The organism is Microbacterium sp. K2 (genome assembly GCF_051365005.1).
In the GTDB taxonomy this organism is placed as follows: domain Bacteria; phylum Actinomycetota; class Actinomycetes; order Actinomycetales; family Microbacteriaceae; genus Microbacterium; species Microbacterium foliorum_B.
In genome coordinates this window covers 2,422,202-2,434,840 of sequence record NZ_JBLWII010000001.1, presented here as the reverse complement: position 1 = coordinate 2,434,840, position 12,639 = coordinate 2,422,202, and the positions used below count along the sequence as shown (strand labels likewise).

Below are 12,639 nucleotides of genomic sequence, written 5' to 3'. Positions count from 1 at the left end.
CTCCCCAGTCCCCCAGAAAGGACCCCCATGTTCACCGGAGCATCCTTCCCCCTCGGCCCGTTCACTCCCTACGAGGGCAACCCGATCCTGCGCCCGAAGGGCGACAGCTGGGAGTCGGCGAACCTCTACAACCCGGCGGCGCTCGTCGACGGCGACGAGGTCGTGCTTCTCTACCGGGCGCATGCCGACGACATCGTGTCGCACATCGGCATCGCCCGCTCGAGCGACGGCGTGAACTTCACACGCGAGGACGCCCCCATCCTCTCCCCCTCCGAGGACTACGAGCGCTACGGATGCGAGGATCCGCGCATCGCGCTGATCGACGGCACCTACTACCTCACCTACACCGGCTGGGATCGGCGCAGCGCGCAACTGTGCCTCGCGACCTCGACCGATCTGCGCACCTGGACCAAGCACGGCCCGCTGTTCGACGACTTCGACACGTTCAAGACCATGGACCCCCGCGGGTTCAACTGGTCGAAGGCCGGGGTCATCGTGCCGCAGAAGATGCACGGCAAGTGGTGGATGTACTTCGGCGAGGGTGCGATCTACTGGGCGACCAGCGACGATCTCATCCACTGGACGCCGGGCACCGCCGACACCGAGCCGATGTACTCCCCTACTGCCGGCACGTGGGACGAGGCGCTCGTCGAGATCGGCACATCGCCCGTCGTCACAGACAACGGCCTGCTCGTCATGCTCACGAACGGGGCGACGCGCACGGTGCACGCCGACGGTTCGGTCGACGTCGACTACCGCTGCGGGCAGATCGCGATCGACCCCGACGAGCCGACGAAGGTGCTCGCGCGGTTGCAGGAGCCATGGCTGCGTCCGCAGACCTTCGAGGACATGCACGGGCTCGTCTCGAACGTCACGTTCGTCGAGGGACTCGTGAAGTTCCAGGGCAGGTGGTTCGCGTACTACGGACAGTCGGACACGACGCTGGCCGTCGCCATCCACGACCCCGCCCAGCCGTGGGGCCGGGCGCTGCGGGACGGCGCCGACTCGAACACGAGCGAGGAGTGACGACATGGCCATCTCGCGCCGCACGTTCCTGACCGCCGCCGCTGCGACCTCGGCGCTCGCGCTGCTCCCCCTCGACGCGGCCGGGGCGCAGGCCTCGGCATCCGTGGCCGGTTCGCATCGCGGGTCTCTGCCCGCGGGGGCGGGTGCCGGGGCGCGACTCACGAACCTCGCACACCTGCGCTTTCTGCTCGCGGAGGTGCCGGTCGTGGCGAGCGCCACGCACACCACGTTCGACATCGACGTCTCGCCGCGCGTTCTCGCGCCATGGACGTATGCCGACACCGATGGTGCCGGGGGCTACCGACCGGTGGGTGGCGGCACTCGCGACGCCGTGACCGGCTATTGGACGCAGGGCGCGTACAACGCGGATGACATCGCCCGAGCCGCGATCGTGTTCCTGCGCGAGTGGCGGGCGACGGGCGACGTGCAGAGCCGCGACGAGGCACGCGATGTGCTCCGGTCGCTGGCGTTCCTGCAGACGACCAGCGGGCCGAATGCCGGACGCGTGGTGCTGTGGCAGCAGGAGGACGGCACGCTGAACCCCAGCGCGATCCCCGTCGAGCTGCCCGACCCGTCGGACTCCGCCGAGTCGTACTGGCTGGCGCGCACGGTGTGGGCGTTCGGCGAGGGCTATGCGGCCTTCCGGCGGGAGGATGCCGATTTCGGGGCGTTCCTGCTCTCGCGGCTGCATCTGGCCCTCGACGCCCTCGGGCGCGAGTCGCTGTCGCGGGCCGGGCAGTGGGTGCGCAGCGACGGGCGCGACCTGCCCGCCTGGCTGATCGCCGGCGGAGCGGATGCCACGGCCGAGGCCATGCTCGGACTCGTCGCCGCGACCGAAGCCGGAGACGCCCGAAGCCGACAGGCTCTGCAGACGTACGGCGAAGGTGTGGCGGCGATGGCCACTGATCCTGCGAAGGGCTGGCCGTTCGGCGCCGTGCTTCCGTGGACCGGTTCGCTGGGATTCTGGCACGCTTGGGGTGCGGCCGCGCCCGAGGCCCTCGCTCGCGCCGGTGCGCTGCTGCGGCGTCGCGAGTGGACTGCGGCCGCCGTGGCGGACGCCGGGACCTTCACCCCGCAGGTGCTCGCCTCGGGTGGGCCCCACAATGCCTGGGCGCCGTTGCCCGCGGAGGCCCAGATCGCATACGGCGCGCACGGTCGCGTCGCGGCGGCGGTGCAGGCCGCGTCCGTGGCCGGTGAGGGGCTGCGGGTGCTCGCGGGTCTTGCCGCCGGATGGTTCTTCGGCGCGAACACGGCGGGCATCCCGGTCTACGACCCGGCCACCGGTGTGACTTTCGACGGTGTCGAGACCGACGGGCGGGTGAACCGGAACTCCGGAGCAGAATCCACCATCCACGGTCTGCTCACGATGCTGCTGCTGGATGCGAACCGCGACATCGCCCGGATCGCGACGTCGATCACCGGTCTGTCGTCGTTCTCGGGGCTGCGGGTGATCGATGCAGAGAGCGCCCGGCGGTCGGCGGGCTGCGTCGTCGTGCGACCCGAGGGCGGCTCCTGGACCGGCGAGGGCAACCTGTCGGGTGGCGCGTACGTGCGCGTTCCCGCGGGCGAGTCGGTCGAGTTCGATGTGACCGAGGCCGACGGCATCCTGCACGGCCTCGTCTGGAGACAGGCGGCGGATGCGGGCGAAGCGGTGTGGGAGGTGTTCCGCGGTCGCCGGCGTCTGTGGAGCACTCGCACGCCCGCGGGTGGCACCGGCGAACGCGGACTCACCGAAGCCGACGGGATGCTGGTGCCGCAGCTGCTCGGTGGCGACCTGCCTGCAGAGCCGGTGACCGTCCGCTGCACGAGCACCGGCGACCTGCGGCTCGACGCACTGGTGATCCAGCCGGCCGTCGCGAACGCGGTGTACTCGACCACCTCTGGCGCGGCGGTGCTCTATGCGAACGGGACTCGACGCGACCAGCGGGTCGCTGCGCTCGCACCCGGAGCCGGCCGAGCATACGAGGCAGACGGATCGCAGCGCGGCCATGCCGTGGGCGGTGGGAAGGTGCGGGTGCGCGGCGGCGGGTTCACGATCACCCGGTGACCGGAGCCCCGACGTCGGGCTACGGTTGCGGTGTGCCTGCGATCCCCGTGTACGACCAGCTGCCCGACCGTCCCGCGCCAGACAACCCGCAGGGGAAGCTCGTGCTGCTGCGCCATGGCGAGACCGAGTGGTCGAGGGCCGGCCTGCACACCGGCCTCACGGACATCCCTCTCACGGCGCGGGGCGAGGACCTCGCCCGCGGTGCCGGACGGCTGGTCGCCGACTACGACTTCTCGCTCGTGCTGTCGTCGCCGCTCGAGCGCGCCCGCCGCACGGCCGAGCTCGCCGGCCTGCACGCCGAGATCGATCCGCTGCTCGTCGAGTGGGACTACGGCGGATACGAGGGACGCACGACGAAGGACATCCGCGAGGAGCTCGGCTACGACTGGAGCGCGTTCACCCACGGCGTGATCCGCGGTGCCACGCCGGGCGAGACCGTCGAGGAGGTCGCGGCCCGCGCATCCCGCGTGCTGACACGCGTTCTGCCCGCCTTGGTCGAGGGTGACGTGGCGCTGGTCGCGCACGGGCACTTCCTCCGCATCCTCACCGCGGTCTACCTGCGGCTCGCTCCACGCTTCGGCGCTCAGATCACGCTGGACGCCGGATCGGTGTCGGTGCTGAGCTTCTACCGCGAGCAGCCGGCGATCCTGACGTGGAACTACGGCCTCGAACTGCCCCTCGAGCCGTCGGAGTCCTGACCCCGAAACGTGCTCAGGGAGCCTCGACGAGCGACACCGCGTTGACCGTGGGCGCGCCCTCCAGGGCGAGCTCGAAGCGCGCCCCGGTGCGAGCATTCGTGACATCGAAGGCGATCGTCTCGTTCGCGCAGACGATCGGCTCCGAGATCGGTTCCTCGTCCAGTTCGCTGGTCGTGAGAGTGATGGTGCCGTCTCCCCTGCAGGCGAGCTGAGCCTGGTACGACCCCGGCGCGAGCGACGTGAAGGTCGTCACGTCATGGGCCGAGCTGTTCTCGCTCATCCACCCGGAGAACCCGAAGACGTATCCGTCGACGTCCGGGCCGGGAACCGCTGTCTTCGCCCAGTCGGCGATGTCCTCGACCGGCACCGGGAGCAGCGCCTCATCCGCCTCGGCGTCCGGAGTCGGGGTCGGCGTGGGGCTCGACGCCGAGGCGGAGGGCGACGGGGATCCCTCGCCCTCCGCTGAGGGTTCGCCACTGCATCCGGCGAGCGCCACGCCCACCATCAGGATCAATCCCACCGTCGTCGCGCGTCTCGTAGACATCCCTTCACGCTACGTGTGTGCATGCAGGATGCAACCCGCGTCGCCGACACGCCATTCTTTTGAGTTACTCAAAATAAACGCTAGAGTCGAGGCATGGAGACAGAACTCGACTCGGCACTTCGCGGTGCCGGGCTGCGCGCGACGGCGGGCCGCGTCGCCGTGCTCGAGGCCCTGGAATCCATGGCCCACACGGATGCGGAGCGGGTCTTCCGCGCCGTCTCCGACGTGCTTCCGACGACGTCGATCCAGTCGGTGCACAACATCCTCGCGGACCTGACGACGGCGGGTCTGATCCGCCGGATCGAACCGGCAGGCTCCGCGGCGCTCTACGAACGGCGCATCGACGACAACCATCACCACATCGTGTGCACCCAGTGCGGTGCCATCGGCGATGTGGACTGCGTTGTCGGCGAAGCGCCGTGCCTCACCCCGTCTTCGGCGGGGGGATTCACCGTCCAGACAGCCGAAGTGACCTTCTGGGGCCTGTGCCCCAGTTGCCAGAACGCCGCGCAGTAGCATCCGCCGCCCGACCCCGGGCACCCGGGGCGATCGTCGTCGCTGCGCGCAGAAGGAGAAGAACATGACCGACCCATCGACCACCACCCAGACGGGCACCCCCGTCGCGAGCGACGCGCACTCGCTCACCGTCGGAGCAGACGGCCCCACTGTCCTGCACGACCGCTACCTCGTCGAGAAGCTCGCGTCGTTCAACCGCGAGCGCGTGCCGGAGCGCAACCCGCACGCCAAGGGCGGCGGAGCGTTCGGAACCTTCACCGTGACCGAAGACGTCTCGGCGTACACGCGTGCCGCGGCCTTCCAGCCCGGCGCTCAGAGCGAGACGCTGCTGCGCTTCTCGTCGGTCGCCGGCGAGCAGGGTTCGCCCGACACCTGGCGCGACGTGCGTGGCTTCGCGCTGCGCTTCTACACGCCCGAGGGCAACCTCGACATCGTCGGCAACAACACCCCCACCTTCTTCCTGCGTGACGCCATGAAGTTCCCCGACTTCATCCACTCGCAGAAGCGCCTCGGCGACTCGGGTCTGCGCGACGCCGACATGCAGTGGGACTTCTGGACCCTCTCACCCGAGTCCGCCCACCAGGTCACGTACCTGATGGGAGACCGTGGCCTGCCGCGCAGCTGGCGCCACATGAACGGCTACGGCTCGCACACCTACCAGTGGGTCAATGCCGCAGGCGAGCGCTTCTGGGTGCAGTACCACTTCCTGTCGAAGCAGGGCGTCGAGGCGATGAGCGCCGAAGAGGCCGAGAAGCTCGCAGGGTCGGATGCCGACTACTACCGTCGCGACCTGTTCGACGCGATCGCGAGCGGCGACGCCCCCTCGTGGGATGTCTACGTGCAGGTCATGCCCTACGACGAGGGCAAGACCTACCGCTTCAACCCGTTCGACCTGACGAAGACCTGGTCGAAGAAGGACTACCCGCGCATCAAGGTCGGCACGTTCACGCTCGACCGCAACCCGCAGAACTTCTTCGCCGAGATCGAGCAGGCCGCCTTCTCGCCCGGCAACCAGGTTCCCGGCACCGGCATCTCGCCCGACAAGATGCTCATGGCCCGCGTGTTCGCCTACTCCGACGCGCAGCGCTACCGCATCGGTGCGAACTACAACCAGCTTCCGGTCAACCAGCCGCATGCGGCTGAGGTGCGCAACTACATGCACGAGGGCCAGATGCAGTACAAGTTCAACCCGGCCGAGCACCGCGTCTACACGCCGAACTCGTATGGCCCGGCCGGCGGCCCGACCGCTGACCCGGCTGCCGGTGTCGAGGCGAGCTGGGAGTCGGATGGCGAGCTGATCCGCGCCGCGGCCACCCTGCACCTCGATGACGATGACTTCGGTCAGGCGGGCACGCTCTACCGCACGGTCTTCGACGACGAGCAGCGCGCGCGCTTCCTCGACACGCTGACCGGTCAGGGACAGGCCATCACGATCGACGCGATCCGCGAGCGCTTCTTCCAGTACTGGACGAACGTCGACGCATCGCTGGGTGACGCTCTGCGCGCTCGCTTCTGAGTCGCAGCTGCCACCGTTCCGGGGGCCGACACGCCAGACGACGAACCGCTTCGGCGGATCCGTTCGACAACTGGCGTGTCGGCCCCCGGTCTGTGTGCAGAGGCAAGAGGAGGACAATGGATGCCGTGGCTGTTCCTCTCTCCGACCTGACCAACATGCCCGAACCCCAGCAGGTGTACTCCGCCGACGGCACCCGCCTCGCCACGTACACGTGGGGCGAGATCGACGCTCCGGTGGTGGTCATCGTGCACGGCTTCGCGTCGAGCGCCCGCGACACCTGGGTGCTCACGGGCTGGGTGCGTGAGCTCACCAAGGCCGGTTACCGGGTGCTCGCGCTCGACCAGCGGGGCCATGGCCTCAGTCAGAAGCCGCACCAGGCCGATGCCTACGGGATCCGCACCCTCGCGACCGATGTCGAGACGGTCATGGACGCATACCTCGTCGATGAAGCGGTCTATGTCGGATACTCGCTCGGCGCGCGCGTCGGCTGGGAGGTCGTGCGCGATCTTCCGCATCGCATCGGCCGCGCCGTGCTCGGCGGGGTGCCCGACGGCATCCCTCTCGCCCGGCTCGATCTCGATCAGGTGCGCGCGTATCTGGCCGACGGCACGCCCGTGTCGGATCCGACGACGCAGAACTACATCACTCTGACCGAGCGCGTGCCGGGCAACGATCTCGGCGCGCTCGTGGCGCTGGCCGCGGGCCTGCGGTCGTCACGGACGATCGACCCGGACCCCTCGAATGCCCCGGCGAGCCCGATCCTGTTCGCGACGGGGTCGAAGGACGCCATCATCGAGGGCTCGCGCGCACTCGCCACCGCTGCCCCGCAGGGGCAGTTCTTCGAGATCCCGGACCGCAATCACTTCAACGCTCCGGGATCCCGCGCCTTCAAGGAAGCAGCGCTGGCTTTCTTGCAGGCGAGCTGACCCCCGTCAGACGGTGGCGTTCTCTTCGCGCTTCGGCAGCACCCATCCGGCACGCGGGAAGTGGCAGGTGTAGCCGTTGGGGTACTTGATCAGGTAATCCTGGTGCTCTTCCTCGGCCTGCCAGAACGGGCCCGCGGGCTCGATCGTGGTCACGGCCTTGCCCGGCCACAGACCCGAGGCGTCGACGTCGGCGATGGTGTCGCGAGCGACAGCCTCCTGCTCGGGGCTGAGCGGGAAGATCGCCGAGCGGTAGCTCGAGCCGATGTCGTTGCCCTGGCGGTCCTTGGTCGACGGGTCGTGGATCTGGAAGAAGAACGCGAGGATGTCGCGGTAGGTCGTCTTGGTGGGGTCGAAGACGATCTCGACGGCCTCGGCGTGCCCGGGGTGGTTGCGGTAGGTGGCATGGTCGTTGCTGCCGCCGGTGTAGCCGACACGGGTGTCGAGCACGCCGGGCTGGCGGCGGATGAGGTCTTCCATGCCCCAGAAGCAGCCGCCGGCGAGCACCGCGGTCTCGGCTCCGGGGGTGCGGGTGATGGTTCCGGTGTCGGTCATGACTGCTCCTCAGAGGTGGGGGTGGTGGGGAAGAGGTGACGGTAGCGACCGTACCCCTCATCTTCCAGGCTGTCAGCCGGGATGAAGCGCAGGGCCGCGGAGTTCATGCAGTACCGGAGCCCTCCGGCGTCGCGGGGTCCGTCGTCGAAGATGTGCCCGAGGTGGCTGTCGGCCCCGCTGGACCGCGCCTCGGTGCGCTTCATCCACAGCTTGCGGTCGGTGCGCGTGGTCACGGCATCGGCCTCGATGGGCTTGGTGAAGCTCGGCCATCCGGTGCCGCTGTCGAACTTGTCGGTCGACGCGAAGAGCGGCTGACCCGAGACGACGTCGACGTAGATGCCGTCGTCGTGGTTGTTCCAGTACGCGTTGCGGAAGGGCGGCTCGGTGGCGTCCTCCTGCGTCACCTCGTACTGCAGGTGCGTGAGGTCGCTGACCGCCGCGGGGTTCTTGCTGTACTCGTTCGACATGATCTGACTCCTTGTCTGACGCGGCTGGCTGCAGCGTCATAGAGGAGAACCAGGAGGGCGCCGGTTTTGGTCCCGCAGGACTGTGAGCGGGCTGTGAGTTTGAAAGGAGTCGATAGAGTTGCTCAGCCACACACACCACAGGGAGACGCACATGTCGGTTGGACTGCTCGCCGTCGTCGATGACATCCTCAGCGCCGCGATGAAGGCCTCGGCCAAGGCCGCCGGCGTCGTGATCGACGATGCCGCGGTGACCCCGCAGTACGTGCAGGGCATCACGCCCGCCCGCGAGCTGCCGGTGGTCGCGAAGATCGCTCTCGGATCTCTCGCCAACAAGTTCGTGATCATCATCCCGATCGCGCTGCTGCTCACCGCCTTCGCGCCGTGGGTGCTGCCCTATCTGCTGATCCTCGGTGGCGCGTACCTGTGCTTCGAGGGAGCCGAGAAGGTGCTCGAGTGGTTCGGCGTGCAGCACGGCCACGCCGACGAGAGTGACCGCAACGAGAACAAGCTCGTGTGGGGCGCCGTGCGCACCGACCTCATCCTGTCGACGGAGATCATGCTGATCTCGCTCGCGAACCTCGAGGCCGGTCTCGACATCTGGACCACGCTCGCGATCCTCGCGGTGATCGCCCTGCTCATGACCGGCGTCGTCTACGGCGCGGTCGCCCTGCTCGTGAAGATCGACGACATCGGGCTGAAGATGGCGAAGAACCCGGTTGCCCGCGTCCGCCACACCGGCATGCGCATCGTGCGGTCGATGCCGGCGGTCTTCCGCTTCATCAGCATCCTCGGCACAGTCGCGATGCTGTGGGTCGGTGGACATCTGCTGCTCGTGAACCTCGGTGAGGTGGGCGTGCACTTCGGCGAAGACATCCTGCACGCCATCGAACACGCGCTCGAGCCCCTCGGCGCTGTCATCGTCTGGATCGGCGACACCCTCTTCTCGGCCATCGCGGGCCTGATCGCAGGTCTGATCATCGTCGGGATCATCCTGGGCATCGGCCGCCTGATCGGCAAGAAGCCGAACTTCCACGAGGGCGAGGAATCCCCCGCCGACGTGCACGTCTGAACCGCGCACCGCAATCGTCGTCAGGCAGCGATGTCATAACGGGCCCGGCCCCCGAGGCGCGGAGTCCTCGCAAGATCGATGCTTCGAGGCGGGATCAGCCATACCCGTGCCGCGGTCCCGATGCCCTCGATGCGGATCTCCCACCCGTTGTCGTGGATGCGGTGATGACACGACTCACAGAGCAGCACGCCGTTGTTCAGGTCGGTGGGTCCGCTGTCTCGCGCCCACCACCTGATGTGGTGCGCCTTGGTCATCTGGGGTGGGAGACCGCACATCGCGCATCCCCCGTCTCTCTCGACAAGGGCCAGCCGCTGCGCCCTGGTGAACAGTCGTTTCTCGCGCCCCCAGTCGAGGATCTCCCCCGCCGATCCGAGAACCACCGGGATGATGCCGCCACCCGCAGCCATCCGACGGCAGGCGCTGACACTCACGGGCTGGTCGCTGCCGTCGATCGTCGCGCCGCCCTCGCCCGAAGTGAGCTGGTCGAGACTCACACGCACCACCACGGTCGCACCCGATGAGGGCATACCGCCGTTGTCGCAGGCGATCGCGTGGTCGCAGATGGCGGTCAACGCATCGGCCTGGATCATCGCGACCGAGCGACGATCGGCATCCGGTGCCTCGGGATCGGTCGCGGTGATCCGCGCCTGAAATGACGCCCCCACGTAGGCCTGGATCGCAGCCTTGATCGGTGCCCCCGAGGCGATGTCGGTCTGCAGGTTCAAATAGAAGGAACCATCACGCTCGAACATCGTGAGCGACCGGCGATCGCGCGCCTCTCGCTCTTTCGGGGCGACGCCGTCTGGGTCGAGCCAGGCTTCGGCACGGGCCACCAGCTTGCCGACGTCGGCGAGGGACATCCCCGCCGCGCGGGCCACGAGCAGACGCTCGGCCTCTTCGACCCGAGCCGACCCCACTTTGATCCGAATGCGCTCGAGCAGGCTGACGATGAGCGCTGCGGCCGCGATGGATATCTCTCCTGCGGCGAGCGCCGACGCCAGCGCCGGATACCGCGCGGGCAGGACCTCACCCAACAGGTTCGTACGCGGGGCCGCTGCCTGGCCGACCGCGATGAGTCGCTTGGCGTCGCCCGTCGAGCCGCCCGTATTTGCGGCGATCATCACCGCAGCACTCCGGTATCCGTGCTGCTTTGCGAGCCCGTCTGAGCCGAGTTCCGATCGCGACTCGTGCGCGATCGTCGCCGCAAGCTCGGCGTGGAGCCCGTCGAGGCATCGCTGCGCCTGGCTCACCGCACGGTGCGCCTCGAGCAGTTCGTCCCGAGACAGATCGGAGCTACTCCCCGCATCCGCCCAGACATCGTCGAGGCGCTCGATAGCCTCAAACAACGACATCAGACGGGGACTGGACATGCCTTCAGTTTAGAAGATATGTTCGAATCTCGGTTGATATGCCGACATTCGATCCGAGGCGAGGTTTACTCCCCGCGCACGTGATCCTCGCTGCCCAGCCACTCGTCGAACGTGACCTCACCCTGCACAGCATCCGCACCTCCGCGCAGCGACCCCGAGGCCAACCCACGCCAGTACGCCCCAGGCAGCCGCACCCCCAGCACCCGCCGCCGCACACCGTCGAACGCCAGCTGTCGCCGGGCGAGATCGACCAGCACCTCGTCCCGCGGCCCCACCAGGTCGGATGCGCGCCCCACCGCCCCACCCGCAGCGACCCGCACCAGATGCGCCCCCACCTCGCGCGCCGCCACGGGCCGCATGAGCAGCTTCGGCACCACCGCGACAGGCCCCGACATGCCCGACAGCAGCTGCCCGGCGAACTCGTGGAACTGCGCCGCCCGAGCGATCGTGAACGGCACTGCCCCCGCAGCCACGGCTCGTTCCTGCGCCAGCTTGCCCGCGTAGTACGAGGCATCGATCGCATCGATCCCCACGATCGACAGAGCGACGTGGTGCGCGACACCCGCGCGAGACTCCGCATCGAGCAGATTGCGGGTCGCCGTCTCGAAGAACTTCACCGCCTTCGCTGCCGAGAGCGTGGTCGTGTTCGTGACGTCGATCACGGCATCCGCCCCCTGCAGCGCCGCGTCGAGACCGGCACCCGTGATCACATCGGCAGCGGCCGACCGCGAGAGCACCACCGCATCGTGCCCCGCGCCGCGCGCCGCCTCCACGACGTGCCGACCGACCGCCCCTGTTCCTCCTGCGACCGCGATCCTCATCCGACTCCCTCTCTGCCTCCGGGGCGCACATCCACGCCTCCTGCACCAGATGACGAATCAGCATCCGAGAACGTGAGGCCTCACACTCCACCCTGCTCCGTCGTCATATCCTGCGAAGGCAGCCGTGCGAGCGCGACACCACGAGGAGACACCATGGACGACGACCTCGACGACGTCTTCCGCGAACGCCGCCGCCTGCTCGCCCTCGGCTACCGGATGACCGGAACGCTGACGGATGCCGAGGACGTCGTGCAGGAGACCTATCTGCGCTGGTACCGGCTCACCGAAGCTGAGCGCGGTGCCATCGCGAACCCCGCCGGCTGGCTCACCACCGTCGCGGGCCGCGTCGCGCTCGACCTTCTGGGCTCAGCCCGGCGCAGGCGCGAGCAGTACGTCGGGCCATGGCTGCCGGAGCCCGTTCCGGCCGAGCTCTTCGCGGGAGCGATCGGATCGCGCACAGCGACGACGACTGAAGATCCCCTCGATCGCATCACCCTCGACGACGACGTCTCCACCGCGCTGCTCGTCGTGCTCGAGGCGATGACTCCGGCCGAGCGCGTCGCCTTCGTGCTGCATGACGTCTTCGCTGTGCCGTTCGACGAGATCGCCGAGGCGGTCGGCCGTTCCTCCGCCGCGGTGCGGCAGCTCGCGTCATCCGCTCGTCGTCACGTGCGCGAGAACCGGGCGACGGCCGTGCCCCGCGCCGAGCACGACCGGGTCGTGAGGGCATTCCAGGACGCCACGCGAACCGGCGAGATCGGCGCCCTCCTGCGGTTCCTGGCACCCGATGTCGAGCTCCGCAGCGACGGCGGCGGCGTGGTCAGCGCGGCTCGCAACGTCGTGAGCGGTGCCGACAACGTCGCGCGCTTCCTGCTCGGGATCGCGACCAAGAACCCGCACTTCACCGTCGAGGAGCGGCAGTTCGGCGACGGGCTCGGCCTGGTGTTCCGCGACGAAGGGCGGGTGCACTCGGTCATGAACCTGCATGTCGAGGCGGGCGTGATCACCCAGCTCTGGGTCGTCCTCAATCCCGCCAAGCTCACCTCCTGGAATCCCGCGCAGCAGGAGATCACGGAGTGAGCGCCGA

General features: G+C 68.7%; 13 protein-coding genes. 8 read left to right on the top strand and 5 right to left on the bottom strand.

Annotated elements, in window-relative coordinates:
- Positions 1–27: 27 nt before the first annotated feature.
- From ACLKOY_RS11845 to ACLKOY_RS11835, 3 genes are read left to right on the top strand one after another with little or no spacing between them, the layout of a single operon-like run.
- Positions 28–1,026 (top strand): glycoside hydrolase family 130 protein, encoded by a 999-nt coding sequence (locus ACLKOY_RS11845; protein ID WP_436453778.1) that lies wholly within the window; start codon positions 28–30, stop codon positions 1,024–1,026.
- 4 nt (positions 1,027–1,030) lie between these two features.
- Complete coding sequence (locus tag ACLKOY_RS11840) at positions 1,031–3,073, top strand: hypothetical protein (RefSeq protein WP_436453777.1); 2,043 nt, start codon at positions 1,031–1,033, stop codon at positions 3,071–3,073.
- Between the two features lie 47 nt (positions 3,074–3,120).
- Positions 3,121–3,771 (top strand): histidine phosphatase family protein, encoded by a 651-nt coding sequence (locus tag ACLKOY_RS11835; RefSeq protein ID WP_436454117.1) that lies wholly within the window; start codon positions 3,121–3,123, stop codon positions 3,769–3,771.
- Between the two features lie 13 nt (positions 3,772–3,784).
- On the opposite strand, the gene ACLKOY_RS11830 is transcribed toward ACLKOY_RS11835, so the two are convergent.
- Entirely contained in the window at positions 3,785–4,315 is a 531-nt protein-coding gene (locus ACLKOY_RS11830) for a hypothetical protein (protein ID WP_436453776.1), read from the bottom strand.
- A gap of 93 nt (positions 4,316–4,408) precedes the next feature.
- On the opposite strand from ACLKOY_RS11830, the gene ACLKOY_RS11825 reads away from it, so the two are divergent.
- From ACLKOY_RS11825 to ACLKOY_RS11815, 3 genes are all read left to right on the top strand, one after another.
- A complete protein-coding gene (locus tag ACLKOY_RS11825; protein ID WP_056374876.1) occupies positions 4,409–4,831 on the top strand; it encodes a Fur family transcriptional regulator in 423 nt (140 codons plus the stop codon).
- 64 nt (positions 4,832–4,895) lie between these two features.
- Positions 4,896–6,347 (top strand): catalase, encoded by a 1,452-nt coding sequence (locus ACLKOY_RS11820; protein WP_436453775.1) that lies wholly within the window; start codon positions 4,896–4,898, stop codon positions 6,345–6,347.
- A gap of 116 nt (positions 6,348–6,463) precedes the next feature.
- A complete protein-coding gene (locus tag ACLKOY_RS11815) occupies positions 6,464–7,273 on the top strand; it encodes an alpha/beta fold hydrolase (RefSeq protein WP_436453774.1) in 810 nt (269 codons plus the stop codon).
- Positions 7,274–7,279: 6 nt separating this feature from the next.
- Here ACLKOY_RS11815 and msrA read toward each other — a convergent pair whose 3' ends face one another.
- Both msrA and msrB read right to left on the bottom strand, forming a co-directional pair.
- Positions 7,280–7,825, bottom strand: a complete 546-nt coding sequence (msrA, locus tag ACLKOY_RS11810; protein WP_140038462.1) for a peptide-methionine (S)-S-oxide reductase MsrA — start codon at positions 7,823–7,825, stop codon at positions 7,280–7,282.
- Positions 7,822–8,292: a peptide-methionine (R)-S-oxide reductase MsrB gene (gene msrB / locus ACLKOY_RS11805; protein ID WP_363573485.1), complete on the bottom strand. Its 471-nt coding sequence runs from the start codon at positions 8,290–8,292 to the stop codon at positions 7,822–7,824. The genes msrA and msrB overlap by 4 nt, the downstream gene beginning before the upstream one ends.
- A gap of 151 nt (positions 8,293–8,443) precedes the next feature.
- Between msrB and ACLKOY_RS11800 the strand changes: the two genes are divergently transcribed.
- Complete coding sequence (locus ACLKOY_RS11800; protein ID WP_436453773.1) at positions 8,444–9,361, top strand: DUF808 domain-containing protein; 918 nt, start codon at positions 8,444–8,446, stop codon at positions 9,359–9,361.
- Positions 9,362–9,381: 20 nt separating this feature from the next.
- Here the strand turns inward: ACLKOY_RS11800 and ACLKOY_RS11795 are convergent, their stop codons facing one another.
- Both ACLKOY_RS11795 and ACLKOY_RS11790 read right to left on the bottom strand, forming a co-directional pair.
- A complete protein-coding gene (locus tag ACLKOY_RS11795; RefSeq protein WP_436453772.1) occupies positions 9,382–10,731 on the bottom strand; it encodes a DUF222 domain-containing protein in 1,350 nt (449 codons plus the stop codon).
- Between the two features lie 65 nt (positions 10,732–10,796).
- On the bottom strand, positions 10,797–11,552 hold the full coding sequence (locus ACLKOY_RS11790) for an SDR family oxidoreductase (RefSeq protein ID WP_436453771.1): 756 nt from the start codon (positions 11,550–11,552) through the stop codon (positions 10,797–10,799).
- 153 nt (positions 11,553–11,705) lie between these two features.
- On the opposite strand from ACLKOY_RS11790, the gene sigJ reads away from it, so the two are divergent.
- The gene (gene sigJ, locus ACLKOY_RS11785; protein ID WP_436453770.1) at positions 11,706–12,632 is read left to right on the top strand and encodes an RNA polymerase sigma factor SigJ; all 927 of its coding nucleotides are present in this window, start codon (positions 11,706–11,708) and stop codon (positions 12,630–12,632) included.
- Positions 12,633–12,639: the final 7 nt, after the last annotated feature.

What these genes read in the sequence shown, in the direction of transcription:
- msrB (WP_363573485.1), bottom strand. Translation starts at nt 8,292, where the DNA reads ATGTCGAACGAGTACAGCAAGAACCCCGCGGCGGTCAGCGACCTCACG.
- sigJ (WP_436453770.1), top strand. Translation starts at nt 11,706, where the DNA reads ATGGACGACGACCTCGACGACGTCTTCCGCGAACGCCGCCGCCTGCTC.
- ACLKOY_RS11795 (WP_436453772.1), bottom strand. Translation starts at nt 10,731, where the DNA reads ATGTCCAGTCCCCGTCTGATGTCGTTGTTTGAGGCTATCGAGCGCCTC.
- msrA (WP_140038462.1), bottom strand. Translation starts at nt 7,825, where the DNA reads ATGACCGACACCGGAACCATCACCCGCACCCCCGGAGCCGAGACCGCG.
- ACLKOY_RS11790 (WP_436453771.1), bottom strand. Translation starts at nt 11,552, where the DNA reads ATGAGGATCGCGGTCGCAGGAGGAACAGGGGCGGTCGGTCGGCACGTC.
- ACLKOY_RS11825 (WP_056374876.1), top strand. Translation starts at nt 4,409, where the DNA reads ATGGAGACAGAACTCGACTCGGCACTTCGCGGTGCCGGGCTGCGCGCG.
- ACLKOY_RS11830 (WP_436453776.1), bottom strand. Translation starts at nt 4,315, where the DNA reads ATGTCTACGAGACGCGCGACGACGGTGGGATTGATCCTGATGGTGGGC.
- ACLKOY_RS11820 (WP_436453775.1), top strand. Translation starts at nt 4,896, where the DNA reads ATGACCGACCCATCGACCACCACCCAGACGGGCACCCCCGTCGCGAGC.
- ACLKOY_RS11815 (WP_436453774.1), top strand. Translation starts at nt 6,464, where the DNA reads ATGGATGCCGTGGCTGTTCCTCTCTCCGACCTGACCAACATGCCCGAA.
- ACLKOY_RS11800 (WP_436453773.1), top strand. Translation starts at nt 8,444, where the DNA reads ATGTCGGTTGGACTGCTCGCCGTCGTCGATGACATCCTCAGCGCCGCG.
- ACLKOY_RS11840 (WP_436453777.1), top strand. Translation starts at nt 1,031, where the DNA reads ATGGCCATCTCGCGCCGCACGTTCCTGACCGCCGCCGCTGCGACCTCG.
- ACLKOY_RS11845 (WP_436453778.1), top strand. Translation starts at nt 28, where the DNA reads ATGTTCACCGGAGCATCCTTCCCCCTCGGCCCGTTCACTCCCTACGAG.